Raw genomic sequence first — 25,553 nt, 5'->3', positions numbered from 1 at the left:
CTGACTCAGAAGCCCCTTTGCCGCGCGTGTACTGAAGGCACCGCGCCGCAGTCCGAGGTGGAACACAGTCGACAACCCGGGGCAGCCCTGTGCAGGGCTGCCCCCTTCCATGCCCGTCTACCCGCGTGCCGGACCACCCCTGCTCGCGCGGGGAGAACCTGAGCCGGATCGTGGACTCGATGCCGTGCTGCGGACCACCCCCGCTCGCGCGGGGGAAAACGACCGGCTGCACATCATCGAGGCCCTGCACGGCGGACCACCCCCGCTCGCGCGGGGAGAACAGCGTACGTACAGGTCATCCAGGTCGGTCACTCGGACCACCCCCGCTCGCGCGGGGAGAACCCGTCCCACCGGCCGCCCGCTGCCCGAAGAACCGGACCACCCCCGCTCGCGCGGGGAGAACACGATGCCGCCCTGCTCGATCAGCTCGCGGGCCGGACCACCCCCGCTCGCGCGGGGAGAACGACTCCGACATGGCAGGCGGCCTGGTCAACCGCGGACCACCCCCGCTCGCGCGGGGAGAACTTGCCGAGGGAGGTTCCTGGACCCTCGACAACCGGACCACCCCCGCTCGCGCGGGGAGAACTGCCCGGGGCGAAAGAGGCGCGGCCCATTAGACGGACCACCCCCGCTCGCGCGGGGAGAACACAAACGCGCACGACACCTACTGGCGGGGCGACGGACCACCCCCGCTCGCGCGGGGAGAACGGTGTCGGTGATCGAGAAGTACAGCGGGTTGACGGACCACCCCCGCTCGCGCGGGGAGAACGTCTGCACGTGCTCGTTGCTCGCCTTGGCCCCCGGACCACCCCCGCTCGCGCGGGGAGAACGGCGGACAGCTCGTCCGCTCGTGGCTGCCCGACGGACCACCCCCGCTCGCGCGGGGAGAACGGTAACGCCGACTCCGCAGCGCCGCACACGCACGGACCACCCCCGCTCGCGCGGGGAGAACACTTGCTGAGCTGGTGCTAAGCGACGGCGTTATCGTTTTGTGACCTTGTGTGGTGTGCCGGTGGCCGGTCGGGCATGGAGGCAGTTTAGGCGCGGCAGGGATCGTGTCGGTGGCTGTGGTGCGGTTGCCTTGGGAGGTTGTGGCCGTGAGCGCAGGTGAACGTGGCGCAGTTCTCCCCGCGCGGGCGGGGGGGGGGGTGGTTCGCTGACGCGGCGGGGCCGGCGGACCGCCATCGGCTGCCGTCTTCGACTCTTCGACTGGGGTTTCGTCGGCTGTGTCTGGGGGCTGCCGTCGCGAGATGGCGTCCGGCGTCCGCGTACTGATCGCCGGGCACGCCGGGCACGCTCAGGTGCGCATCGTCCGTTCATGGTGCGTCGTCGACCGGTTTGTTGAACAGCCCACTTGGCCTGCTTCCTTCTCCTGCGTGCAGGGGTGGCGGTGGCCATGCCGTCTACGCCCTTTGAACGGCGGCAACCCGTATCGAGGGTGCCCGCTTTGAACGCCGACTGTGTCTGTGTCTGGCGGTGCGGCACCGTCTTGCTGGGCGTCAAGATCCGCGGGCCCATGTCGGGAACATGGTCGCCCCTGGGTGCAGTCATCGTCTGCTGGTGGCGCCTGGTTCGCTGATGTTGCTGCATCTGTGAGGGGCGTGGGGCGAGGTGGGGGTATGGGGGCTCGGTGATGTCTGGGTTCGTGTCCGCGAGCCAACATGGAGCCGACACGGGGACGAACCGGGGTGAAGGCGACGGCGGGCATACCGGGGCATTCTCGCGTTTGCCCTGGTCAGACTGGGTGGGTCGCGTGGGACTCGAACCCACAACCTACGGATTAAAAGTCCGGAGCTCTGCCAATTGAGCTAGCGACCCTGGGGATGGTGTGGTGTGGTTCTCACCGGCCTTCGTGGGTGGTAGTCCTTTCCGATCAGAGTCTAGAGGGCGATGTTGGTACTCGCATCCGAGTATGGCCATGGGGTCGGGTGAGGCGCACGGGGAGGTGCTTGAGGCCGTTCTGGAAGTTGGACGCGAGGCGGACGGGGGTGCCGGTGCGTTCGACGTCTAGGTGGAGGAGTTCGGTGAAGACGGCGCGCATCTGGGTGCGGGCCAGGTGGGCGCCCAGGCAGTAGTGGGGGCCGAAGCCGAAGCTGACGTGGTCGTTGGGGGTGCGGGTGATGTCGAAGCGGTCCGGGTCGGGGAAGACGGTCTCGTCGCGGTTGGCCGAGGCGTGGTAGGCGACGACCTTGTCGCCGGCGCGGATGCGGACGCCGCGCAGGACGGTCTCGCGGGTGGCGGTGCGGCGGAAGTTCATCACCGGGGGCCAGTGGCGGAGCATCTCCTCGATGGCGGTGGGCAGGTGGGAGGGGTTGTCGCGGAGGCGGCGGAACTCGGCGGGGTGGTCCAGGAGGGTGAGCAGGGCGCCGGGGATGGCGTTGCGGAGGGTCTCGTTGCCCGCCACGGCGAACAGGAAGAACATGTTCTCGAACTCCGGGCGGGTGAGGCCGCCCGCGAGCATGCGGGACATGATGTCCTCGCCGGGGTGGCGCCGTTTGACGTCGGCGAGGGCGTGGGCGTAGGCGAACATGTCGGCCAGGGCGGCGCGGGAGCAAGGGTTCATCGGGCGGCCGTCGGGGCCGGTCAGGGAGCGGGGGCGGTGTGTCAGGGCGGCGCGGCCGAGCGGGGTGAGGGGTGTCCGGTCGGCGGTGGACAGGCCGGCGTGGTCGGGGTCCTGGTAGCCGATGACGCGGGACGCCCAGTCGTACAGCAGGCGGCGGTCCTCGGCGGGGACGCCCATGATCTGGGCGAGGGTCCAGACGGGCAGGTCGGCGGCGACCTCGACGAAGTCGATCTCGTCCTGGTCGGCGGCGTCGGCGATCAGTGTGCGGGCGCGGGCGGCGATGGCGGCTTCCAGGGCGCGGACGGCGCGCGGGGTGAAGGCGGCGGCGACGATGCGGCGCAGGCGGGTGTGGCCGGGCGGGTCCTGGTTGAGCATCATCGACCGGACGAAGGCGAGGTCTTCGGGCGTGTCGGGGTCGCGGATCTGGGTGGCGCCCAGATGGGAGGAGAACGTCTCGGGGGTCCGCAGGACGTGTTTGACGTCGGCGTGCCGGAAGACCGCCCAGTAGCCGGGGCCGGGAGGCCAGGGGCCGACGGCGGGTTCGGGGATCCAGCAGACCGGGGCGGAGGCCCGCAGCCGCCGGAACGCGGCGTATGGCACGCGCTCGGCGTAGGTCGCCGGAAGGAAGATCTCCTCGTGCGTCGGCACCCTTCCATTGTCATCGTTGTGTGACGCCCGCCGACGGCGACCGGATTCTGCGCGACAACTTCGCGCCCTCGGTGCAGGACCTCGGGCTCACCGTGGAGGAGGTGGGGGACGGGCGCGCCACACTGCGGCTGCCGTGGTCGGACCGGCTGGCGCGGGAGGGCGGCGGCCTGTCGGGGCAGGCGCTGATGGCGGCGGCCGACACCGCCACGGTGATCGCGGTGTCGGGGGCGCGCGGCGGGTTCGTGCCGATGACGACCGTGCAGCAGCCGACGTTCCAGCGGCCCGTCGTCGGGACGGACGTGCTGGTGAAGGTGCAGGTCACCAAGCTGGGCCGGACGCCGGCGTTCGCCGATGTGACGATGACCGCCGGCGGTGCCACGGCTGGCACGGTCTACGCTCTGCTCGCATGAGCAAAACGATCAAAGTTGCCGTTCCCGACGGCGCGTTCGACCTGCATGTGTGGGTGCCGGCCGCCGGGAGCGGGCCGGGCATCCTGCTGATCCAGGAGATCTTCGGCGTCAGCGACTACATTCGCGCGGTCGCCGAGGATCTGGCCGGGCTCGGTTACGTGGTCGCCGCCCCCGACCTGTTCTGGCGGTTGCAGCCCGGCTGGGCGGTCCCGCACACCGAGGAGACCGTCAAGCAGTCGCTCGAGCTGGGGGCGCGCTTCGACGCCGAGAAGGGCGTCGACGACCTGGCTGCCGCTCTGGAGCTGCTGCGGGAGCTGCCGCAGGTGACCGACCGGGTCGGGGTGCTGGGGTTCTGCCTCGGCGGGACGATGACGCATCTGCTGGCCGCCCGGGCGGACGTGGACGCGGCCGTGTCGTTCTACGGGTCCGGCGTGCCGGACGCCGTGGAGCTGCTCGACCGGATCAGCTGCCCGATCCTGTACATCTTCGGCGGGTCCGACCCGTACATCCCGCGTGACAAGATCGCCCAGGTCGAGAAGGCCGCCGAGGGACGGGCCAACGCGACCATTCAGGTGTTCGAGGAGGCGGGGCACGCCTTCCACAACCGCAAGGCGCCGATGTTCCACCAGCCCGAGCACGCCGCCCGCGCCTGGGCGGTCACCGAGGATCACCTCAGGCGGCATCTTCCGGCTCGACCCAGGTAGGGAGTGCTTCGGTGGCCGCCGGCCACTCGGCGGGCGGCGGGGCGCCGGACGCGGTCAGGGCGGCGGCCTCGGGATGTGTGTGCGTCACCACGGCCGCTCAGGGAGAGGTGAGCGTGCATCCGCCGCACCCTAGCCGGAAGCTGCGGTCACGACTCCGCTCGTCCCGCTGCGGCCAGCACCCGGGGCAGTTCCCTGCGGGACGACACGCCCAGTTTGGGATACGCCTTGTACAGGTGGTACTCGACGGTCCGTGGGCTCAAAAAGAGCTGGGCGGCGATCTCGCGGCTGCTCGCGCCGTCCGCCGCGAGCCGCACGACCTGCCGTTCCTGCGGAGTCAGCCGGTCGAGCACGTCGGGTGCGGCGGCGGGTGCCGCGGCGCCGGCGTCGCCGGTGGCGCGCAGCTCGGCGCGGGCCCGCTCGGCCCACGGCGCGGCCCGCAGCCGTTCGAACGTCTCCAGGGCCGAACGCAGCGGGGCGCGGGCGTCCGAGCGGCGCCGCGACCGCCGCAGCCATTCGCCGTACAGCAGTTGCGTGCGGGCCCGTTCGAACGGCCTGCCGCCGTGCTCGGCGTGCAGGCGGACCGCCTCGGCGAACGGCTCTTCGGCGTCGTCCAGGAGGGCCCGGCAGCGGGCCGCGACCGCCAGCGCCCACGGCTGCCCGCCCGCCTGCGCCCAGCGCTGGAACCGCTCCAGCGGCTGGCGCGCCCGGTCCGGGTCGCCCGCGCGGACGGCCGCTTCGACCCGGTCGGCGTCGGCGGCGGCCATGCGGTGCGCCACGTCCTCGAAGCGGCGCAGCGCGTCGGCGTGCCGGCCGAGCCCGAGGTCGAGCAGGCCGAGCGCGTATGCGGCGGCGTCGGGCGGCGCGTCGGCGAGCAGTTCGCGCACCCGCTGCTCGTCGCCCTCGATCGCCGCAATCCGCGCCAGCGGCTCGCGGAGCAGTCCGGTGCCGTGCCGCAGACCGATGTCGCGGGCCAGCGCGACCGCCTCGGCGACGGTGCTCTCGGCGTCGCGGTGCAGCCCGGCGGCGACCTGCGCCTGCGCCTGGGCCCGCAGGACGCCCGGAAGGGAGCCGAGCAGGCCGCCCGCGCGGCAGTACGCGGCGTGCGCGGCGGCCAGCTTCAGCGTCGCTTCGTCGTCGCCGACGGCCAGGCCCGCGTGCACGGCCTCCATGCGGCGGTCGGCGTGGGCGGCGTCGGCGGCGGAGGGCGACGCCTCCGCGGCGCGCACCTCGGCGATCAGCTCGGTCAGCAGGGGCAGCCCGGCGGCGTGGTCGCCGGCGGCCACGAGCGCCATGCCGTCCACCGCCTTGTCGGGGCGGCCCAGCGCGCGCAACCGTTCGGCAACTTTCCGCACCCCCGACAGCTCGCCCGTCGTCCAGGCGTACGTGGCGGCGGTGCGCAGCATCGACTGGGCCTCGGCGGGCGCGGCTCCGGCGGCGTGCTCGACGAGCACCCGCGCGGCCGAGCACGGGTCGCCGCGTTCGAACTCCACCGCCGCCCGGACGGACGCCAGCCGCGCCCGTTCGGCGGGGTCGGCGGCGTACTGCTCGGCCTCCGCCGCCAGCGACAGCGCGGCCTCGGCGTTGCCCGCCCGCAGGACGGCCGACGCGGCGTGCCGCAGCCGCCGGGCCCGCCCCGGCCGGTCGGGGGTGAGCCGCGCGGCCTGCCGGTACAGGGACGCGGCGGTGTTGAAGTCGGCCAGCTCGGCGGCCCTGGCGGCCTGGGTCTCCAGGTCGGCGGCGACGCTCTTGTCCGGTGTCACGGCCGCCGACGCGCGGTGCCGGGCCCGGCAGCCCGGGTCGTCGGCCGCCTCGGCCAGCGCCCGGTGCACCTGCACCCGCAGCGCCGACGGGGCGTCCTGGTAGGCGGCGGCGCGCACCAGCGGATGCCGGAAGGTGATCGAGCCGCCCGTCACCTCCACCAGCCGCGCCTGTTCGGCCGCCGCCAGGTCGGACAGGTCCACCCCGAACCGCTGCGCGGCGCCCAGCTGCGCCGGCATGTGGCCGCGTCCCTCGGCCGCCGCGATCAGCAGCATCAGCCGGGCGCGCTCGGGCAGTGCGGCGATCTGCGCGCGGAACGAGGCCAGCACCCGGTCGGCCACCGGCAGCGGCGTGACCCCGCCGTCGGGCAGCCCGCGGCCCGCGGCGGCGAACTCGATGAGCGCCAGCGGGTTGCCGGCCGACTCGAGGAAGACCCGGTCGTGCAGCGCGGCGGGCAGCCCCCGGTCGGCCAGCAGCCGGCCCGCGTCGGCGCGCGTGAGCCGCCGCGGCCGCAGCTCGGGCAGGCCCGTCCCGCCGAAGGTCTCCTCGCGGGTGGCGAACAGCATCGCCACGCCCTCGGCGGCCAGCCGCCGCGCGGCGAACAGCAGCGCCTCGCTCGTCCCGCGGTCGATCCACTGCAGGTCGTCCACCAGGCACAGCAGCGGCTGCCGGTCGGCCAGGTCGGCGAGCAGGGTGAGCAGCGCCAGCCCGGCGCCGAACCGGTCGCCCGGCCGGCACTCCACGCCGGCGCCCAGCCCGAGCAGGGCCTGCAGAATCCGGGCGTGGGCGGGCGGCAGCGCGTCGATACGGCCATGCACGGGCCACAGCAGCTGGTGCAGCCCGGCGAACGGGAGGTCCTGCTCCGCCTCGACGCCCGTCGCGCGCAGCACCCGCATCGCCGGGGCGCCGTCGCCGGTGTCCGCCGCCGTGCGCTCGGCGTACTGCAGCAGTGCCGACTTGCCGATGCCCGCCTCGCCGCGCACGAGGAGGGCGCCGCTGCGCCCGGCGCGCGCGTCGGCGAGCAGCCGGTCGATCTCGGCCTGCTCCGCTTCCCGCCCGTACAACACGCTCCCAAAGTTACGTGGGCGAACCCCGAAACCCTACGGATTCGGTCCGTACCGCCCGCTCATAGGTTCATGGACGTCTGCCGACGACCCCTGTATTCCTCTTGGAGAGCATCGTGGACGAGCTGTTCGAGCCCGTGACCGTAGGGAAGCTGGAGCTGCCCAACCGCCTGGTGATGGCCCCGATGACCCGCAGCCGGGCCACCGAGGACGGACGGGTGACCGAGCTGACCGCCGAGTACTACGCCCAGCGGGCCGGCGCCGGCCTGATCATCAGTGAGGCCGTGCAGCCGAGCATGCGCGGCCAGGGGTACATGCTGACGCCGGGGCTGCACTCCGCCGAGCAGACGCAGGCGTGGCGTGCGGTGACCGACGCGGTGCACGGCAAGGGCGGCCGGATCTTCGCCCAGCTCATGCACGGCGGCCGCATCGGGCACCCCGTGCTGTACCCGGACGGCGGCCTGCCGGTGGCCCCGTCGCCGATCGCCTCGGGCTTGCAGAGCTTCACCCCGGACGGCATGCTCGACCACCCGGTGCCGCGCGAGATGACGCTGGACGACATCGCCGAGACGGTCGCGGACTTCGCCTCCGCCGCGCGCAACGCCGTCGACGCCGGCTTCGACGGGGTGGAGGTGCACGGCGCCAACGGCTACCTGATCCACCAGTTCCTGGCCGACGGCACCAACCGGCGCACGGACGCTTACGGCGGCTCGATCGAGAACCGCATCCGCTTCGCCGTGGAGGTGGTGGCCGCCATCGCCGACGCCATCGGCCCCGACCGGGTCGGGCTGCGCGTCTCGCCGGGGGGCACCGTCAACAACATCTCCGAGAGCGACACCGCCGACCTGTACCCCGAGCTGCTGCGCGCCGTCGCCCCGTACAACCCGGCGTACCTGCACATCATGGAGGCGGGGGACCGGGCGCTGACCGAGCGGCTGCGCGCGCAGTGGCCGGGCACGCTGATCCTCAACCCGCATCCCACGCCGGAGGCGTTCCCGGCGACCGTCGACAATGGCGTTGCGGCGCTGCGGGACGGGGTCGCCGACGCGGTGGCCTTCGGCGAGCTGTGGCTGGCCAACCCGGACCTGCCCGCCCGCATCAAGGCCGGGGGCCCCTACAACACCGCCGACAGGGGCACCTTCTACGGCGGCGACCACCGCGGCTACACCGACTACCCGGCGCTGGGGGCCTGACCGGGGTCCGCGTGCGCGGTCGCGCCGTGAGCACGGGTGAGCGCTCCGGCGCCGTCGCCAACGGCGCCGGAGCGCTCACCGCGAGCAGCCGAGATGAGCCCCGTCATGGCCGTCTCAGCTTTTGCGTCGCCCTGGGGTTCAGCTGCCCAGGGCCGTCCGTGGGCCGCGTCGCCCGCGTGCCGCGTCCGAGCGGGGTCCGCACCCCGCGCCGGGGCGGCGTGCCGGTCGTGCGTCCGCGCCGATCGCACGACGTGACACCGCCCCGGGCACGGGGCCGGGTGTGGGGGATACGGAACGCGGGCGACGCGGAGCCGCCGATCAGTAGCCGGGGCGGACGGCGCCGCTGAAGTTGCGCTTGTAGTAGCTGGTCAGCTTGACCTTCTTGACGCGCTTGCCGGAGCTGGGCGCGTGGATCATGTAGCCGTTGCCCACGTAAATGCCCATGTGGCTCTTGCCGGAGTAGAAGAACAGCAGGTCTCCCTTGACGGCTCCCTTCCAGGAGACCTTGTACTTGACCGCACGGTAGATCTGCTGGGTGGTGCGCGGCAGCTTCACGCCCGCGCCCTTGCGCCAGGCACCGCCGGCCAGACCCGAGCAGTCCCAGTACTTGGGACCGGTGCCGCCGTAGCGGTACGGGTCGCCGATCTGCTTGTAGGCGTACTTGACGGCGGCGGCCGCGCGCTTCTTCTGCTTGGCCTTGCGGGAGGCGGAGATCTTCGCACTCACCAGGGTCGCCGTCTGGGGGGCGATGGTGATGGCCTTCGCGCCCTGCCGCGACGGTGCCTGCGCTGCTGTCTGCGATGTCGTCTGCGATGTCGTCTGGGCTGCGGTCTGCGGCTCGGCGGCTTGCACCGAGCCGGCCGCGACGAGACCGGCGCCCAGCGCGGCGGTCACGGTCAGGACGATGCCGCCGGTGAACGCGCCGCGGATGCCGGCCGTGGACCTGGGGGTGGTTCGGGGGGTATGCAGAACTGCTCCTGACCTCGTTCCTGACGCCTACCGGGGCAGCCGACGCGCACGCGGTGTCACCGCGGTCGCGATGGGGGATGCCGGGGCCGCCCGGCGGCGGTCGCGTCCTGGGAAGCCGGACACGCCACCGGCCTCGGGGCCCGCACCGGTTCCGTGTCTCCGGTCGACACGGATTCGGCTCGACGGCGGTCTGTTCGGGCGCCGGGCGGCCGGTGTCTCCGTTGACCGGCTCGCGCTCCCGGGGCCTCCGGGATGGGGGACGGCGCCACCGCCCGTCGTGGATGTTCTGTTATCGGCAGCGGCAGCGGTGCCGCGTACTGGAACCGGCACGAAGGTAGCCACGGCTCGGGATATCCGGCAAATCTCCGCGGCCGGCCGGAAGGGCGGACAGGCGTCCGGGGAGAACCCGGCCGAGCCGTTCTGCCTGCGCGAATACAGTACGGTATTCGCATATTGTGATCTGAATCACATTTCTTGCGGATAGGCAAATCTGCCGTCCGCGCCGGGCGCGTCGTAGGGCTTCGGATAGGGCCCCGGCGCCCCGCCTCCGACCCCCGCCGATGGTTACGTTCCGTAGCGGGCCGCCGTGCGCCATCCCCTCGGGGTGAGATCTTGCATGCTGGTCACGGCACTGAAAAAGTAAATGCAATTTGCAACACTTTACTGTGTGTGATATCGGCGTTGCTTGGCCGATAGGCATTTGTTCAGTCTGTGATAAACCCCACAATGGCCGAGTGGGTTGATCTTTGTGGCCGTGCGGACCGTATCGCATGGACGGGTGCGCCCGGCGGCGGGGGCGTCTGGAGCGGTCCACTCGGTAGCGCTCCGTGTCGGTCCGAACACGTCGACGGCGCCCGCCGGGTGGCGGGCGCCGTTCCATTCGGTCGTTCGCCGGGCCTTCGCAAAGCGTCCGGCGACCCTTCCGGTTGAGGAGTGTTGCGTTACTCGCGGCGGTATTCAGCTGTCCCTCAGCTCCAGGCGGCGGAAGAGTCGACGTACGGAGCGTTCGGCGGCAGCACCTGCCCCGACGCGTCGCGCCGGGCCGCCGCCGCGCCGGCCTCCTGGCGGTCGCGCACGCACTTGGCCAGGGTGAAGGTCGAGGTCGTGACGTAGAGCATGCCGAGCGCCAGGAAGGCGCGGATCCAGACCGGCGCCGGCAGGAAGACGATCCCCAGTGCGACCGCGGTGAGCGACACCGCGAACGACAGGATCGCCTGGACGAAGAATGCGGTCGTGCCCTTGAGCTGCAGCAACGCGTTCATGCGCCCACTGTTCCGCGCGGTGGGCGGCCGCGCCTGAGTACCTGTGCGCACTGACCTACTCAAGTGGGTCCTCAGATCTGCCCCGGGGTGCGCCGGGCCCGCGGCCGCATACCTGGGCATATCCGACACATTTCAGTAACCAGGCCGGAATCGGTCATTCGCCGGCCGGCGCGTTCGCGTTGAAACGAATATCGTTTTCATGTCACCCTGGGTCTTGGATCGTTCCGACCCGTAACCGAAGGGAGACAGTCATGTCCCTCAACGTCGACGACCGGCTGCTGGAACGGGCCCGGCAGGGCGAGGTGGACGACGCGGAGTTCGTCGACTGCATCCGCCGGTCGCTGCCGTACGCCTGGCAGGTCATCAGCGACGTCGTGGCGCGGATGCGCGAGTCCGCCGACGGCTTCGCCGACAACACCACCCCGCCGCCGGACGAGCGCTCCCGCGGCCAGCTGCTGCGCGTGCTGGCCAGCGACGCGATGCGCGGTGCACTGGAACGCCACTTCGGTGTCCGGCTGGCGTTCCAGAACTGCCACCGCGTCGCGGCGTTCGCTCCGGGGGAGACCCGCCGCCACGCCGAGTTCGTCACGCCCCGCGCACAGCTGCTCAACCAGTCGCCGGAACTCGTCGACTGCTGACACGACCACCGCACGCCCCTCCCGGCGGTGCCCGGCCGGGGCACCGCCGGGAGGCCTGCCACACGCCGCCGATCACGCCGCTCAGGGGCACCGGGAAGGGCGTCACGCTCGGTGGGGGGCAATGCTGTCGGCGGTCCAGCGCGCGCGGTGTGCTGCTCGGACGGTGCGAGTGCCCGCTCTTCGCCGAACACGCCGCCCTGCCCCGGCGCCGTCCGGATGAAGCGTCGATCGCCCGCTGGTGGGGCAGGCCGGGGCGCGGCCGGCCGGGGTGGTCTCGCTGTTGCGAGGGGGCGCTGGGGTAGGGGGACGGCAGGCGAGCCCCCGCGGGGAAGACATAGGACGGGGTGATCTCGGCGTTGGCGCAGTGGCCGCGGGTCTTGGCGGGCGGGTGTCATCTCTCTGGGATGGTCTGGGTAGGGCTGGGGTTGCGCGGGGCGTTTGTTCTTGGTCTCCTCGCGGGGCTGGTTCCGGCAAGCCGGGTGTGCGGTACGGGGCCGGCCGCGGGGGCCGAGCATGACCCGCGGCGTGACCCTTCGGTAACATCGGCCCGAACCAGATTCGGTCCCTGACGTAAGGTGCTGCTTATGGACCTGAACGGAGTTTCCGCCGTCATCTCCGGCGGTGCGAGCGGCCTCGGCGAGGCCACCGCCCGGGAGCTGGCCGCCAACGGCGTGAAGGTGGTCATCGCCGACCTCCAGGAGGACAAGGGCAAGGCCCTGGCCGAGGAGATCGGCGGCGTGTTCGTCAAGACCGACGTGACCGACGAGGCCCAGGTGCAGGCCGCCGTCCAGGCCGCCGTCGACACCGGCGCGCCTCTGCGCATCATCGTCAACAGCGCCGGCATCGGCTGGGCCGCGCGCACCGTGGCCCGCGACGGCAGCCCGCACGACCTGGGCGCCTTCGAAACCGTCATCCGGGTCAACCTGATCGGCACCTTCAACCTGATGCGCATCGGGGCGGCCGCGATCGCCAAGACCGACCCGGCCGACGAGGACGGCCAGCGCGGCGTCGTCATCAACACCGCCTCGGTCGCGGCGCTGGAGGGGCAGACCGGCCAGGTCGCCTACTCGGCGTCCAAGGGCGGCATCGTCGGCATGACGCTGCCCGCCGCCCGCGACCTGTCGGCGATCGGCGTGCGGGTCAACACGATCTGCCCCGGCATCATCGACACCCCCATCTACGGCACCGGCGAGGCCGCCGAGGCGTTCAAGGCCAAGCTGTACGCGCCCGTTCCGTTCCCCAAGCGCATGGGACGGCCGTCGGAGTTCGCGCACCTGGTCAAGGCCCTGATCGAGAACGACTACATGAACGGCGAGACCGTCCGGTTCGACGGCGGCATCCGCTTCCAGCCGAAGTGAGGAACGCATGAGCGAGGCTGTTCTCACCGAGGAGGACGGTGCCGTCCTCGTCATCACCATCAACCGGCCGGAGGCCAGGAACGCGGTCAACGGCGCGGTCGCCCAGGGCATCGCCGCCGCGCTGGACGAGCTCGACTCGCGCAAGGACCTGTCGGTCGGCATCCTCACCGGCGCGGGCGGCACGTTCTGCGCGGGCATGGACCTCAAGGGCTTCCTCACCGGGGACAACCCGGTGGTGGAGGGCCGCGGGTTCGCCGGCATCGTCGAGCGCCCGGCGGCCAAGCCGCTGATCGCCGCGATCGAGGGCTACGCGCTGGCCGGCGGCTGCGAGGTCGCGCTGGCCTGCGACATGGTGGTGGCGGCGCGGGACGCCAAGTTCGGGCTGCCCGAGCCGTCGCGCGGGCTGGTGGCGGCGGGCGGCGGGCTGCTGCGGCTGCCGCGCCGCATCCCGTACCACATCGCGATGGAGATCGCCCTGACCGCCGACAAGTACCCCGCCGACCGCATGGCCGAGCTGGGGTTCGTCAACCGGCTGGTCGAGCCGGGCCAGGCCCTGGCCGCCGCCAAGGAGCTGGCGCTGAAGATCGCCGAGAACGCTCCGCTGGCGCTGGCCGCCACCAAGAAGATCATCGTCGAGTCGGCCGACTGGTCCGAGGAGGAGGCCTGGCGCAAGCAGGGCGAGATCGTCATGCCCGTCTTCGGCTCCAAGGACGCCCAGGAGGGCCCGGCCGCCTTCGCCGAGAAGCGCAAGCCGGTCTGGAAGGGCGAGTGACCCTCCGCTGACCCTTCCGCAACCGCGCCGAGACGCCCGGACGGCCCGCACCGTCCGGGCGTCTTCGCTGCGCGCCGGGCATCCTCGGTGAAGGATCAGCGTGCTTTCAGGTTGCGTTCAGGTTGGCTTGTCACCCTCTGGAATGATGGGACGAGGGGGACGTGTCAGTGGCTGAGCGAACGCCGAACAACGCCGCGGGCGGGGCCCGGGCGCCGGAGGCGCTGCTGCTCGTCGTGGAGGACGAGCCGAACATCCTGGAACTGCTGGCCGGCAGCCTGCGCTTCACCGGCTTCGAGGTGATCACCGCCACCACCGGGGCGGACGCCGTCCAGGCCGCCCAGCGGCACCGTCCCGACCTGATCGTGCTGGACGTGATGCTGCCGGACTTCGACGGGTTCGACGTCGTGCGGCGGCTGCGCTCGGGCGGCACCCGCACCCCGGTGCTGTTCCTGACCGCGCGGGACGCCGTTCAGGACCGCATCAAGGGCCTCACCATCGGCGGCGACGACTACGTCACCAAGCCGTTCAGCCTGGAGGAGGTCATCGCGCGCATCCGCGCCGTGCTGCGCCGGGTGCGCGACGGCGTGCCCGAGCCCACGCCGCGCATGGTGTTCGCCGACATCGAGCTGGACGAGGACAGCCACGAGGTGTGGCGCGCGGGCAAGCCCATCCAGCTGTCCCCGACCGAGTTCAAGCTGCTGCGCTACTTCATGGCGAACGCGGGCCGCGTGCTGTCGAAGGCGCAGATCCTCGACCACGTGTGGAACTACGACTTCCGGGGGGACGCGGGCATCGTCGAGTCCTACGTCTCGGCGTTGCGGCGCAAGGTCGACAACACCGAGCCGCGGCTCATCCACACCCTGCGCGGTGTGGGCTACGTCCTGCGCATGCCCCGCAACGGGAGCTGATCGGCGTGCCAGGGCCGGACCAACCGAGGCGCCCCGGCTTCGTCCCGCCGGACGACCATCGCCCGGCCCACCCGGGCGCCCCCGCGCCGACCCAGCCCGTCCAGCCGGCCGGAACCACCCGCCCGGACGGCGTCGCGCAGTTCGGGTACGCCCCTCCCGGCGGCGCAGCCGGCTACGGCGCGACGCGCCCCGGGTGGGCGGCGCGGATCGCCGCGCGGCTGCGGGCGGTGTCCGCGCGGACGTCGCTGCGGGTCAAGCTCATCGCCGGGATGCTCGTGCTGGTCACCGCGGGGCTGACGGTGATGAGCGTCGCCTCGGTGTACGTGCTGCGCGAGTACCTGATCGACCGGGCGGACGTGCAGCTGAACGCGGCGGTGGAGCAGGCGATCGGGCAGGTCGTCCCGCAGCTGCGCCGTCCCGCGGCCGACATCGGCATCCGGGTGCCCAGCGAGATGTACGCCCAGGTGCGCAGCGCCGACGGGCAGATCCTGGACGAGGAGGCCGCGTTCGGCGAGCGCGGCACGCCCCGGCTCCCGGCGCACCTGGACGGCCGCATGAACGAGCCGTTCACCGTGCCCGGCCGCGGCGGGTCGGGGGCGAGCTGGCGGGTGCTGGCCGAGTCGCTGCCCGGCGGTTCGATCCTCGTCGTCGGGCTCAGCCAGGACGAGCTGCAGCGCACCGTGGGCCAGCTGATCGCCATCGACGCGATCGTCGGGGTCCTGGTGGTGGGCGTGCTGGCGGGCGTGGGCGTGTGGGTGGTGCGCGCCAGCATGCGCCCGCTGGCGGCGATGGAGCAGACCGCCGGGGCGATCGCGGCCGGGGATCTGTCGCGTCGGGTGCCGGACGCCGACCCGAGCACCGAGGTGGGACGGCTCGGCAGCGCGCTGAACACCATGCTGGCGCAGATCGAGGCGGCGTTCCGGGCGCGGGCGGAGTCCGAGGCGTCCGCGCGCCGGTCCGAGGAGCTGGCGCGGCGTTCGGAGGAGCGGATGCGGCGGTTCGTCGCCGACGCCAGCCACGAGCTGCGCACCCCGCTGACGGCGATCCGCGGGTTCGCCGAGTTCTACCGGCAGGGCGCGGCGCGTTCGCCGGACGAGCTGGACCGGCTGATCGGCCGCATCGAGAACACCGCGTCCCGGATGGGCCTGCTGGTGGAGGACCTGCTGCTGCTCGCGCGGCTGGACCGGCAGCGGCCCATCGAGCGGCGCCCGGTGGACCTGCTGGCCGTGGCCGCCGACACCGTCCAGGAGACCCGGATGGTCGCCCCCGACCGCGAGATCGAGCTGTCGGTCAGCGGCGAGGTGGCGTTCCAGGTGATCGGGGACGAGGCGCGGCTGCGCCAGGTGCTGGGCAACCTGCTCGCCAACGCCGTCACGCACACGCCCGCCGGCACGCCGGTGGAGGTGCGGCTGCGTCCGGGCACGCTGCGCGACGCGCCCGCGGCCGTGCTGGAGGTCGCCGACGAGGGACCGGGCCTGACCCGCGAGCAGGCCGAGCGGGTGTTCGAGCGCTTCTACCGGGTCGATCCGGCGCGCGGCCCGCAGACCCGCAGCAGCAAGCAGTCCGGGACCGGCCTCGGCCTGGCGATCGTGGCGGCGCTGGTGGCCGCGCACGACGGGGCGGTGGAAGTGGACTCCGAGCCGGGGGAGGGCGCGGTGTTCCGGGTGCTGCTGCCGCTGGCCCCGGACTGAACCCCTGCCGCGCCGAACCGATCCTTGCCGCGCCGATTCGCATGGCGGTTGTTTCGTCCGGCACGTGATTCGACCTGCGCTGTTTCGGTCTGCGCTGTTCGAGCTGCGCTGTTCGAGCTGCGCTGATTCGCTCGGCAGAGGGAGCAGGTACCGGTCCTCGGCGAAGTTTTAGGCGCGATTCAGGAAGCTTTCAGGTATGTGCGGTTCGCTGGCTGGTACAGGGCGCCCTCCGGGGCATGGGCCCGCCGGCGGAGGCGTGCGCCCTGGCCAAGCGCTGCCGCGGCCGGGAATCGTAGCAAAGTCCCCCCCGCTCCGATTCCCGGTCGCGGTTTCCCATGATCGAAAACAAAGGGGCCGGATTTGTTTTCAGGGGACTTTCAGGTTGGCCTCAGGGACATTACAGCACGGTGGCGCATCATCGTAGGCAAGTGAACGACAGGGGGATGAGATGAGCGCCGATCAGCCGGACTTCGCTCCGTACGGGGAGCGGCGGCAGCCGACCCCGCAGCCGCAGCCCGGTCACCAGACCGACCCGCAGCGGGACGACCAGGCGGGCCCGCGGCACGACCCGCACGGCGCCGCCGCGACCGGACCGCATCCGCAGCCCCAGCAAGGCTTTCAGGACGGCCCGCAGGCCGGGCCGTACACCGGGCCGCAGCCGCAGTGGCGGATGCCGCACTTCGCGCCGCCCGCGCCGGGCATGCCCGCGATGGCGCACCCGCCGGCGGAGCCCGCGGGCCCCTCGGGCGGGCTCTGGTGGACGGCGCGCCGCAGGATCGCGGCGCTCGGGGCGGCCGTGGCGCTGGCGCTGGGCGCGGGCGCCACGGGGGCGGTCACCGCGCTGGCCGTGTCCGGTGGCGGCGAGACGGTGTACTCCAGCCCCACCGCGGTGTCCGGCGCGTCCACCAAGAACGCGACGACGACGGCCAAGACGGCCGCGGCCGTGCAGCCGAGCGTGGTGTCCCTGCAGGTGCAGGGCGCCACGGGGGAGACCGCCAGCGGGTCCGGTGTCATCCTGCGGTCGGACGGCGTCATCCTGACCAACGCGCACGTCGTGGAGGACGGCGCCCAGATCGCGGTGAAGTTCAGCGACGGCAAGACCGCCTCGGCGCGGCTGCTGGGCGCCGACTCCACCCACGACATCGCGCTGATCAAGGCCGAGGGGGTCTCCGGGCTCAAGCCCGCCACGCTCGGCGACAGCGACGCCCTGGCCGTCGGCGACCCGGTGCTGGCCGTGGGCAGCCCGCTGGGCCTGGACGGCTCGGTGACCTCCGGGATCGTCAGCGCCCTCGGCCGCAAGATCGAGGAGGGCGGCTCGCAGGAGCAGGAGGGGCTGCCGCCCTACCTGCAGGGCCGGCTGTCCCAGCAGGAGACCAAGGTGATCGAGAACGCGATCCAGACCGACGCGGCCATCAACCCCGGCAACTCCGGGGGCGCGCTGGCCAACGCGGCCGGGCAGGTGGTGGGCATCAACACCGCGATCGCCACGTCCGGCAGCAGCTCGGGGAGCATCGGCGTCGGGTTCGCCATCCCGATCAACGAGGCCAAGGAGATCGCCGACAAGATCCTGGCCGGCAGCGGAGCCTGACCGGTCAGTAGGGGGAGAGCCGCCGCGCCGCGCCGGGTTCGTCTAGGGGGTTCGGGTCCGGTGGCGGCGCGGCCTGGGGGACACGGCCGTGTGATTCCGGTGGGGGTCGGAATCACACGGCCGTGTCGCCGTGTGGCCGATGCCTGCGCCGTCCTCCGGCAGTGGACGCGGGGGAGTCGCCGCAGGCGGCGGCCGTGGGGGCGCGGAAAACGAGACGACATGGGCCCGGACAAGCAGGGATAATCGGGCGCATGCCCGAGCAGATCCGCGTCCGCGACTCGTTCTCCGTGCCGGAGTCCGAGCTCGCCTGGCGCTTCTCCCGCGCCTCCGGGCCGGGCGGGCAGCACGTCAACACCAGCGCCACCGCGGTCGAGCTGTCGTTCGACGTGGCGGGCTCGCCGTCCATCCCCGAGACGCTGCGGCGCCGGGCGCTGGACCGGCTGGCCGGACGCCTCGTGCGCGGCGTGCTCACCATCCGCGCCGAGGAGCACCGCTCCCAGCGGCGCAACCGGGAGGCCGCCAAGGCCCGTCTGGCCGCCCTGCTCGCCGAGGCCACCGCGCCGCCGCCCAAAAAGCGCATCCCCAAGAAGATCCCGCGTGCCATCAACGAACGCCGCCTGCAGGACAAGCGCCGCCGCTCAGAGATCAAACGGCAGCGTGCGGCCCGCTGGTACTGATCTGCAAGTCCGCGGGGCCGCCCGCGGCTATGCGGACGCCGCGCGGATGGCGCGCATGGCCTCCCGGCGCTCCTCGCCCGACAGCGTGTCGATGTAGACCTGGCCCTGCAGGTGGCCGTACTCGTGCTGCAGGCAGCGCGCGAAGTAGCCGGTGCCCTCCACGCGGATCGGCCTGCCCTTGACGTCGACGCCCTCCACCACGGCGTGGCCGCACCGGGGGGTGTCGAACCGCAGGCCGGGCAGCGACAGGCAGCCCTCCGGCTCCACCAGCGTGTCGCCGTCCGCCGCCACCAGCACCGGGTTGATCACGTGGCCGACATGGCGGCGGTCGCGGTCGTCGAGGCAGTCGTAGACGAAGATCTGCTGCGCGACGCCGATCTGGTTGGCCGCCAGACCCGCGCCGTCCGCCTCGTACATCGTGGCGAACATGTCGTCGACGAGTCGGCGCAGCGCGGCGTCGAACGTCCGCACCGGGTCGCATTCGGTCCGCAGCACCGGGTCGCCGAGCCGCCGGATCGGTCGGACGGTGCCCCGCCCGCCGTCGCCGCGCCCGCGGCGCCGTGCGCCACGCGTGTCGTCCGCCTTGCTCATGACCGTGATGCTACAAAGCGCGAGCGGCGCTCCGCCCGAGGTGGCGGAGCGCCGCTCGCGCATGCGAAACGGGACGTGCGTCGCGTCCCGAACGCCCGGACCCGGTACGCCTCAGCTCGGGTCGAGCGGGCCGCGGCCCGCCTGGGGCGGCACCGGACCCTGGCCGTGCTGGGCGCCGGGGCCGCCGGGCCGTGCGATCTCGGGGCCGTCGGCCGGGCCGGGCGCGGGCACCTGCGGCACGGCCTTGCCCTGCGGCTGGGCCGGCGCGGGCGCGTCCACCCCCGGCGAGTCGGGCTCGGGCTTCTTCAGCGGCGCCGCGGGGGCCGCGGCCTGCGGCGCGGGCGGGGCGGCGTGCTTGCCCGCACCGGCGCCGCCCGCCTGCGCCGCGGACGGAGCCGACGGGGCGGCCTGAGCGGGCTTGGCCGCCGGGGCGGGGGCGGCCGGGGCCTTGGCGGCGGCCGGCTTGGCCTGGGCCTGAGCGGCCGGGGCGGCCTGCTTGCGCTGCGGCGTCGAGGTCTTGACCGCGTCCTCGACCATCTTCTCCAGCGGCCCGGCCTCGTTCTCGGCCGTCAGCAGGCGGTTGAGCGTCTCGCTGATCTCGGTGAGCCGCTGCAGCGCCGTGGTGTGGTTCTTGGTGAGGTGGTTGAGCCGCTGGGTGGCGCCCTCGTTGATCACGCCGGCGCGGCGCTCGGCGGCGGTCAGCGTCCGCTCGGCCTCCAGCCGGGCGCTGGTGACCGTCTGCTCGGCCTCGGACTTGGCCGCCGACAGCACGCTGTCGGCCTCCTTCTTGGCCGACGCCAGCACCTGCTCGGCCTTCTCCTGCGCGTTGGCCACGTCCCGGTCGGCGCGGGCGCGGGCCTCGTCGATGATGCGCCGCGACTCGTTCTCGGCCTCCTTGCGGATCTCGGCGCCCTTGGCCTCGGCCTGGGCGACCTTGTCCTTGGCCTCGTCCTCGGCCAGGTTGATGATCTGGCGGAGCCGGTCGGACAGGTCGTCGCCGGTGGGCTTGCGCGCCTCGCGCAGCTCGGCCATCTCGCGCCGGGTGCGCTCGACGTCGTCCAGCGCGCGGGCCAGCCGCGCCTCCAGCTCCTGGATCTTCTGCTGGCTGCGCGCGATGTACTCGTCGACCTGGCGGCGGTTGTAGCCGCGCATGACGATCTCGAAGTTGTCCTCACGGAGGAGGTTCGGCAGGATTTCCGCTTCGTTGCTCATGGTGCCTTGGGGGGTCGTCGCCGGGGTGTCACCCCGTCGGGGTCGGGGACTGCACGGGCTTCTACGTCGCTCACTGCGTCGTGAGGGTGGGCGGGACGTCGCTAAGGGTAGGGAACGTCAGAGTTGACTCTCGTGTGCCTCACCCCGTTCGCGCAACCGGAATGCCTGTTCTCGCTGCCGTTTCTTGTCCCGCGCCACAGCGGCACGTTAGCGGCTCGGCCGTAAAACCCGGATATGTCCGAGACGTCCCGTGCGCATGCCCCGGCGCGGGGCGGGCCTAGCATCGGCCCCATGAGCTATGTGGGTTCGTTGGGCGAGGACGCGCCGCGCATCCACCCCGAGGCGTGGGTGGCGCCGGGCGCGGTGGTCGTCGGCAAGGTGACGCTCGGGCGCCGGTCGAGCGTGTGGTACGGGTCGGTGCTGCGCGGCGACGACGAGGAGATCATCGTCGGGGACGAGTGCAACATCCAGGACCTGAGCTGCCTGCACTCCGACCCGGGGGTGCCCGCCGTGCTGGAGGACCGGGTGAGCCTCGGCCACAAGGCGATGGTGCACGGCGCGCACGTGGAGACCGGGTCGCTCATCGGCATCGGCGCGATCGTGCTGAACGGCGCGCGGATCGGCGCGGGCACCCTGGTCGCGGCCGGGGCGCTGGTGCCGCCGGGCAAGAAGATCCCCTCCGGGGTCCTGGTCGCCGGGGTGCCGGGCAAGGTCGTCCGGGAGCTCACCGACGATGACCGGCTCGTCCTGCAGTACACCCCCGACACCTACATGGAGAAGGCGCGGCGGCACCGCGAGGCCTCCTGGGAGTGACCCCGCCCCGCCCGGTTCCCCCTCCGACAAGGCCGTTCCCACCAGGCGATGCCGCCCATTTCGGGTGATCGCCGGATTAGCGGCCCCGTCATGCTGACTACGATGACGGCGTGGTGTGGGGACCGGGCTATGGCAGTGCTCCGCCGCCCAGCCCCCCGAGGGGGCAGGATCCTTTCTCGGCGGCTGAGCACGACACGAAGGCGATGGTGGCCGCCGGTTGGTGGGCGTCGGCCCCTCCCCAGCAGCGCCAGCACGCCCTCAGCGGGCGGGTGCTGGTGCTCCCGGACGGCACCCGTTGGCTGTTCGGCGCGTGGGCACGCTGGTACCGGCTGCACCCCTCGGACGGCCAGTGGTACCTGTGCCCGCCCCCGCGCTCACCGCAGGTCCGCATGGCGGCGCGCCCGGCCCAGCACGGGGCGATGGGGCCGGTGCCCGCGCTGCCTCCCCACGTCATCCCGGCGGGGCCGGACTTCTCCTACGACGCCCCCGAGGCGCAGCCCTTCGTAAGGCGCTCGTTGCTGCCCGACCTGACGTCGCGGATGCGCTCGACGGTGGAGTCGGCCGCCGCGCTGCCCGTCAGCGAGTACCCGCACACGTGGCAGCAGTTCACGCCGCAGACGCCGTCCACGGTCGTCGCCGCCTGGGGCGTGATGCTGTGGTGCGCGCCCGCCCCCGTCTTCGACGCGCGCATGGACGAGCAGATGCTCGACCTGTGGCGCCCCTACCGCGCCAAGCCGCTGCCCAAGGTGGACGGGCCGCGCTGGCTGACGCCTCCGTCGCTGGAGGCGCTGGCGGGGCTGTACGCCGAACGGCTCCGTGCCAGCCGCGTGGACGCCGCCGTCGTCGTCCTGCGCACCATGTGGGCGGTGGCGAGCGCCCTGCGCGAGGACGTCCGCTTCCGGGCGCGCGCCGACGCGCTGCTGGCCATCCTCGGGGTGACGCTCAGCAACCCCACGGTCGACTACGACGTGCTGCCGTACGGCGATCAGGCCCTCGTCCAGCAGTGGCTGACCCGCTGCCCCCCGAACCTGGTGCCCGCCCTGCGCGACGAGAGCTCCCCGGGGGACAACTTCCGCCACGCCTTCTACACCCTGGCCGAGGTGGTGGGGAGGCTGTCCGGGCAGCACGCCGACCCCGCCTACGTCGAGCCGCGTCTGGTGGCCGCCGCGCTGCTGGCCGCCGACCTGAACGTGGTGCGCAGGGACGTGGCCGCAAGCATCGTCCCCTGGCTGGACCCGGAGATCCGGTACACCGTGCAGGCGGTGCTCGACCAGCAGGGCCACCCGCTGCGGCGCCTGTGGCCGGAGGACCTGCGCCTGCCCGAGCCGCTCCGCTCGGCGATCTCCCGGGGCGACGACGCCGAGACCCTGCTGGCGGCCGTGTACGCGCTGGACCTGGCGTGGTGCAGGCTGGCCGGGGGGATGCCCGCGCGTCCCCGCGGGTTCCCCGTGCCGAACGCCGTCATCGCCAAGATCATCGGACGGCATCGCGTGCGCGCCACGGCGTCGGCGGCGACGATGTCGCCTTCGTCGTCCGCGTCCCCGGCGCAGCCGTCCCCCGACCCGTCGTTCAGGGCGCCGTCGTTCGGCCCCGTGGGCGCGCAGGGGCAGCCGGGGCTGCCGCCGGGTGCGGCGTCCGGTTCCCCGGGCGGAGTGAGCGGGCCCGACCGGCCGTTCGTGCAGCCCCCCGCGGACGCCGACCGCAGGGAACGGCGCGACCTGGGCCGGATGCCGGCACCGGCGCCGGACATGCCGTACGCGTCGGTCGAGCCGCCGGTCTCGGCTTCCGAGGACGACACCGAGCCCGACAGCGTGTCCCCGCCCTACACCGAGCTCGGCTTCCAGCGTCCGGGCACGCCGGGCCAGGCGAGCCCTGCCGCGCCGCACGGCCCGGGGGTCTCGCCGGGGGACGCGGCCGCCGTCTACGACATGCCCGCCCCCGGCGTACCGGATCCGTACCGGGCGCCCCACCCCGCCCAGCCCCAGGCACCGCAGGGCCGGCCCGCCCAGGGGCAGGCGCCGCAGATCCAGCCTCCGCAGCATCCGCAACCGGCGGAAGAGGAGCAGCAGGCGGAGAACGCCGCCCCGCCGTACACCGCGCTCGGCTTCCAGCGCCCCGGAGCGCCCGCCGCGACGCCACCCGGGGCCGCCCAGGGGCCGCCTGTGCCGCCCGTCCCCGCCCAGCCCCCGCAACCCGAACCGCCCGCCCAGCAGCAGCCAGCGCAGCAGCAGCCGACGCAGCAGAACCCGCCGCGCACGCGCGTGTTCACCGGCGAGGACCTGCAGGGCCTGGACGAGCAGGGCGAGCAGCCCCAGCAGCCGGCGCGGCCGTCCGGGGCGGAGACCGGCGGTCCCGGCACCCGGGTCATGTCCGAGACCATGATCGGAAGCTTCGACTTCCTGGAGGACACGCCCGCCCCCGACCGGCCCGTCCACGAGATCCCGCCGCCGCGCGTCCCGGAGGAGGACCGGCGCGTCCTGGAGCGGTACGGCATCAGCTTCGTGTCCGGGGCGCAGGACGCCGCCGAGCTGCTCGACGAGCTGCGCGCCCAGGCCGAGGAGTGGAACGCCCCCGCCGGGTCGGACATGGAGGCCACCCGCGTGGACCGCCCGGGCGGCGGTGCGGCCGCTCCCATGACGCGCATCGACAGGCCGTCGCGGCGGGAGTCGACGTCGGGCCTGACCCGGGTGGACGGCGGAGCGGCGTCCGGCCCCGGCGTGCCCAGCGTGCTGCTGGTGGGCAGCCCGCACACCGGCCAGCGGCGCCTGGCCCGGCTGATCGCCCTGACCCTCGCCGAGGCCGGCCTGGGCGACGGCGCCATCCGCGCGGTGGACGCCGAGGACGTGCGCGCCGCCCCCGCCGAGCGCACCGCGCACATCCTCACCAGGCAGGGCCCGACGATCCTGTTCGAACGGCTCGACGTCGCCATCGACTCCGCCCCCGACCCGAAGGCGGTCGTCGACGCGGTGCGCCGGGCCCGGCTCAGCCCGGCCGCGGACACGGTGCTGATCGCCACCTGCGACCCCCGCGCGTTCCGCCGCCTGCGCGAGGATCACCCCAAGCTGGTCCAGCTGTTCCGGGTCTTCCGCATGCCCGACCTGACCGACCTGGACCGGCGCATGACGCTGCTGCACGTGCTGGCCGCGGAGCGGCGCGTCACGCTGCCGCCCGCCGCGCTGGAGGTCGTGCAGGCGGACCTGGACCGCCTGCGCGGGCCCGGCGACCTGGTCAACGCCCGCCTGGTGGAGGCCTATCTCGACCAGGCGTGCCAGCGGCACCTGGAGCGGGCGGGCAGCGCCTCCCGCGACCGCCTGGTGCTCACCCCCGAGGACTTCGAGGGCGTCGCCGAGGGCATCGAGCCCGCGCTGCGCCCGCCCGGCGACGTCGACGGCTACCTGGAGCGGCTGGACGGCCTGTACGGGCTGGAGGAGGTCAAGGCCGCCGTCCGGGAGCTGCTGGAGGAGGCCGAAGTCGAGGCCGAGCGGGTGCGGCACGGGCTGCGCGCCAAGGCCGACCGCAACCTGATCTTCGTGGGCCCGCCCGGCACCGGCAAGACCACCGTGGCCGGGCTGGTCGGCGGGATGTACGCCGCGCTGGGGCTGCTGGACGCCGGGCACGTGGTGGCCTGCCGCCCGGTGCACCTGGCCGGACGCGACGCGGTCGACGCCGAGAACCGCGTGCACGCCATGGTGGACCAGGCCATGGGCGGCGTCCTGCTGATCCAGGAGGCCTACCGGCTGGACCGCACCCCCGCCGTGGTCAACGAGCTGATGCGCTGCATGGCCGAGCGCGGCGACCGGTTCATGGTGGTCTGCTCCAGTCCGGCGGCGGAGATGGAGGGCTTCCTGGCGGGCAATCCGGCGTTCCGCGGCCGGTTCGGGCGGGTCGTGGAGTTCTCCGGCATGGACGACCGCGACCTGGTGCGGCTGTTCCAGGACTACGCCGAACGCGACCTGTACGTGCTGGACGAGGAGCTGCGCGTCGAACTGCTGACGCGTTTGGGCCGGATGCGCCAGGACCGCTCGTTCGCCTACGCCCGCACCGTCCGCGAGCTGTTCGAGCAGACCGTGGCGCGGCAGGCGGCGCGGCTGGCGGGCGTGGACGTCAACGCCGCGACCGTGGCCCGGCTGAGCGTCCGCGACCTGCCCGAGTCGCCGCTGCAGCAGATGATGGGCGAGCTGCGCCCCGGCCAGTGACCATGCGGTCATTACGCCCCGTCGACCCCCGTCCGATCTATATAAGTATGGCGTGATGTGTCCGGTCCGGTGGGGGCGGATGCTACTGGCGGGTCATGTATGACCATGGGCGGACTAGGTCGGACATGGCACGCATCATCCCCACGGCGCACGGGAAGACCGGGCAATGAGAGTGACCCCCGAATGGCCCGCTTGGGTCATGTGCCGCCGGGGGTCGGACGCGTAGCCTCGAGTTTGGGTGCGGGGAACGAACGGAGGTGGACGCGGTGCGCCAGCAGGATGTGGACCTGCGCGTCCACGACCGTGTCGCGCTGGACGAGATCGAGCTCTACGCCGAGATGCTCAGCGCGGTCGCGGCGGCCGAGGGGCCGCTGTCGCTCGCTGAGATCGACGTGGTGCTCGGCGTGCGTCCCGACGGAAACGGTCGTCGCGATCTGACGCCACGGGACTAGCCGGCTCGGGACCGGCTACCGGAGACCGGGATGTGCCGGGGGAACGCGCAAGCGTCCCCCGGCACATCTGTGTCCGGCGCCCCTCG

The 25,553-nt window shown here is 73.2% G+C and carries 19 protein-coding genes, 1 tRNA gene and 1 CRISPR repeat array; of the genes, 13 read left to right on the top strand and 7 right to left on the bottom strand.

Annotated elements, in window-relative coordinates:
* Positions 1-129: 129 nt before the first annotated feature.
* Positions 130-952: a CRISPR direct-repeat array (repeat unit 29 nt; unit sequence CGGACCACCCCCGCTCGCGCGGGGAGAAC).
* A 793-nt stretch (positions 953-1,745) separates the two neighbouring features.
* Positions 1,746-1,818 (bottom strand) — tRNA-Lys (locus QSK22_RS24260).
* A 55-nt stretch (positions 1,819-1,873) separates the two neighbouring features.
* Positions 1,874-3,211, bottom strand: a complete 1,338-nt coding sequence (locus QSK22_RS24255) for a cytochrome P450 (protein ID WP_285496645.1) — start codon at positions 3,209-3,211, stop codon at positions 1,874-1,876.
* Between the two features lie 20 nt (positions 3,212-3,231).
* On the opposite strand from QSK22_RS24255, the gene QSK22_RS24250 reads away from it, so the two are divergent.
* Together QSK22_RS24250 and QSK22_RS24245 are read left to right on the top strand one after the other, a co-directional pair.
* Positions 3,232-3,621 (top strand): PaaI family thioesterase, encoded by a 390-nt coding sequence (locus tag QSK22_RS24250; protein WP_285496644.1) that lies wholly within the window; start codon positions 3,232-3,234, stop codon positions 3,619-3,621.
* Positions 3,618-4,325, top strand: a complete 708-nt coding sequence (locus tag QSK22_RS24245) for a dienelactone hydrolase family protein (protein ID WP_285496643.1) — start codon at positions 3,618-3,620, stop codon at positions 4,323-4,325. Before QSK22_RS24250 ends, QSK22_RS24245 begins: the two co-directional genes overlap by 4 nt.
* A 146-nt stretch (positions 4,326-4,471) precedes the next feature.
* On the opposite strand, the gene QSK22_RS24240 is transcribed toward QSK22_RS24245, so the two are convergent.
* The gene (locus tag QSK22_RS24240) at positions 4,472-7,150 is read right to left on the bottom strand and encodes an ATP-binding protein (RefSeq protein WP_285496642.1); all 2,679 of its coding nucleotides are present in this window, start codon (positions 7,148-7,150) and stop codon (positions 4,472-4,474) included.
* Positions 7,151-7,263: 113 nt separating this feature from the next.
* Between QSK22_RS24240 and QSK22_RS24235 the strand changes: the two genes are divergently transcribed.
* On the top strand, positions 7,264-8,340 hold the full coding sequence (locus tag QSK22_RS24235) for an alkene reductase (RefSeq protein ID WP_285496641.1): 1,077 nt from the start codon (positions 7,264-7,266) through the stop codon (positions 8,338-8,340).
* A 318-nt stretch (positions 8,341-8,658) separates the two neighbouring features.
* Here the strand turns inward: QSK22_RS24235 and QSK22_RS24230 are convergent, their stop codons facing one another.
* Positions 8,659-9,234, bottom strand: coding sequence for a C40 family peptidase (locus tag QSK22_RS24230; RefSeq protein ID WP_285496640.1), 576 nt, complete (start codon positions 9,232-9,234; stop codon positions 8,659-8,661).
* Between the two features lie 1,043 nt (positions 9,235-10,277).
* On the bottom strand, positions 10,278-10,571 hold the full coding sequence (locus QSK22_RS24225; protein WP_285496639.1) for a YiaA/YiaB family inner membrane protein: 294 nt from the start codon (positions 10,569-10,571) through the stop codon (positions 10,278-10,280).
* A 251-nt stretch (positions 10,572-10,822) separates the two neighbouring features.
* Here QSK22_RS24225 and QSK22_RS24220 point away from each other — a divergent pair, with 251 nt between their 5' ends.
* The 7 genes from QSK22_RS24220 (at position 10,823) to arfB (ending at position 18,203) form a co-directional block, all read left to right on the top strand.
* On the top strand, positions 10,823-11,209 hold the full coding sequence (locus QSK22_RS24220) for an SCO5389 family protein (RefSeq protein ID WP_285496638.1): 387 nt from the start codon (positions 10,823-10,825) through the stop codon (positions 11,207-11,209).
* 584 nt (positions 11,210-11,793) lie between these two features.
* Complete coding sequence (locus QSK22_RS24215; protein WP_285496637.1) at positions 11,794-12,567, top strand: SDR family NAD(P)-dependent oxidoreductase; 774 nt, start codon at positions 11,794-11,796, stop codon at positions 12,565-12,567.
* 7 nt (positions 12,568-12,574) lie between these two features.
* On the top strand, positions 12,575-13,339 hold the full coding sequence (locus QSK22_RS24210; RefSeq protein ID WP_285496636.1) for a crotonase/enoyl-CoA hydratase family protein: 765 nt from the start codon (positions 12,575-12,577) through the stop codon (positions 13,337-13,339).
* Between the two features lie 167 nt (positions 13,340-13,506).
* Positions 13,507-14,247 carry a response regulator transcription factor gene (locus QSK22_RS24205; RefSeq protein WP_285496635.1) on the top strand — a complete coding sequence of 247 codons (741 nt, stop codon included), beginning with the start codon at positions 13,507-13,509 and terminating at the stop codon, positions 14,245-14,247.
* A gap of 5 nt (positions 14,248-14,252) precedes the next feature.
* Complete coding sequence (locus tag QSK22_RS24200; protein ID WP_285496634.1) at positions 14,253-15,938, top strand: sensor histidine kinase; 1,686 nt, start codon at positions 14,253-14,255, stop codon at positions 15,936-15,938.
* Between the two features lie 448 nt (positions 15,939-16,386).
* A complete protein-coding gene (locus QSK22_RS24195) occupies positions 16,387-17,526 on the top strand; it encodes a S1C family serine protease (protein ID WP_285496633.1) in 1,140 nt (379 codons plus the stop codon).
* A gap of 251 nt (positions 17,527-17,777) precedes the next feature.
* Complete coding sequence (arfB, locus tag QSK22_RS24190) at positions 17,778-18,203, top strand: alternative ribosome rescue aminoacyl-tRNA hydrolase ArfB (protein WP_285496632.1); 426 nt, start codon at positions 17,778-17,780, stop codon at positions 18,201-18,203.
* Between the two features lie 27 nt (positions 18,204-18,230).
* On the opposite strand, the gene def is transcribed toward arfB, so the two are convergent.
* Complete coding sequence (gene def, locus QSK22_RS24185; protein WP_285496631.1) at positions 18,231-18,794, bottom strand: peptide deformylase; 564 nt, start codon at positions 18,792-18,794, stop codon at positions 18,231-18,233.
* A 111-nt stretch (positions 18,795-18,905) separates the two neighbouring features.
* Complete coding sequence (locus QSK22_RS24180) at positions 18,906-20,006, bottom strand: DivIVA domain-containing protein (RefSeq protein WP_285496630.1); 1,101 nt, start codon at positions 20,004-20,006, stop codon at positions 18,906-18,908.
* A 291-nt stretch (positions 20,007-20,297) separates the two neighbouring features.
* Here QSK22_RS24180 and QSK22_RS24175 point away from each other — a divergent pair, with 291 nt between their 5' ends.
* From QSK22_RS24175 to QSK22_RS24165, 3 genes are all read left to right on the top strand, one after another.
* The gene (locus QSK22_RS24175) at positions 20,298-20,819 is read left to right on the top strand and encodes a gamma carbonic anhydrase family protein (RefSeq protein WP_285496629.1); all 522 of its coding nucleotides are present in this window, start codon (positions 20,298-20,300) and stop codon (positions 20,817-20,819) included.
* 203 nt (positions 20,820-21,022) lie between these two features.
* The gene (locus QSK22_RS24170) at positions 21,023-25,015 is read left to right on the top strand and encodes an AAA family ATPase (protein ID WP_285496628.1); all 3,993 of its coding nucleotides are present in this window, start codon (positions 21,023-21,025) and stop codon (positions 25,013-25,015) included.
* Positions 25,016-25,281: 266 nt separating this feature from the next.
* Complete coding sequence (locus QSK22_RS24165) at positions 25,282-25,467, top strand: hypothetical protein (protein ID WP_285496627.1); 186 nt, start codon at positions 25,282-25,284, stop codon at positions 25,465-25,467.
* Positions 25,468-25,553 lie beyond the last annotated feature (86 nt).

This window comes from Actinomadura sp. NBRC 104425 (genome assembly GCF_030269545.1).
GTDB lineage: Bacteria > Actinomycetota > Actinomycetes > Streptosporangiales > Streptosporangiaceae > Spirillospora > Spirillospora keratinilytica.
This window is presented reverse-complemented; position numbering and strand designations above follow the sequence as displayed.

Coding starts and splice junctions, on each gene's coding strand:
- QSK22_RS24245 (WP_285496643.1), top strand. CDS start 3,618: ATGAGCAAAACGATCAAAGTTGCCGTTCCCGACGGCGCGTTCGACCTG.
- QSK22_RS24225 (WP_285496639.1), bottom strand. CDS start 10,571: ATGAACGCGTTGCTGCAGCTCAAGGGCACGACCGCATTCTTCGTCCAG.
- QSK22_RS24220 (WP_285496638.1), top strand. CDS start 10,823: ATGTCCCTCAACGTCGACGACCGGCTGCTGGAACGGGCCCGGCAGGGC.
- QSK22_RS24215 (WP_285496637.1), top strand. CDS start 11,794: ATGGACCTGAACGGAGTTTCCGCCGTCATCTCCGGCGGTGCGAGCGGC.
- QSK22_RS24210 (WP_285496636.1), top strand. CDS start 12,575: ATGAGCGAGGCTGTTCTCACCGAGGAGGACGGTGCCGTCCTCGTCATC.
- QSK22_RS24195 (WP_285496633.1), top strand. CDS start 16,387: ATGAGCGCCGATCAGCCGGACTTCGCTCCGTACGGGGAGCGGCGGCAG.
- arfB (WP_285496632.1), top strand. CDS start 17,778: ATGCCCGAGCAGATCCGCGTCCGCGACTCGTTCTCCGTGCCGGAGTCC.
- def (WP_285496631.1), bottom strand. CDS start 18,794: ATGAGCAAGGCGGACGACACGCGTGGCGCACGGCGCCGCGGGCGCGGC.
- QSK22_RS24180 (WP_285496630.1), bottom strand. CDS start 20,006: ATGAGCAACGAAGCGGAAATCCTGCCGAACCTCCTCCGTGAGGACAAC.
- QSK22_RS24175 (WP_285496629.1), top strand. CDS start 20,298: ATGAGCTATGTGGGTTCGTTGGGCGAGGACGCGCCGCGCATCCACCCC.
- QSK22_RS24170 (WP_285496628.1), top strand. CDS start 21,023: ATGGTGGCCGCCGGTTGGTGGGCGTCGGCCCCTCCCCAGCAGCGCCAG.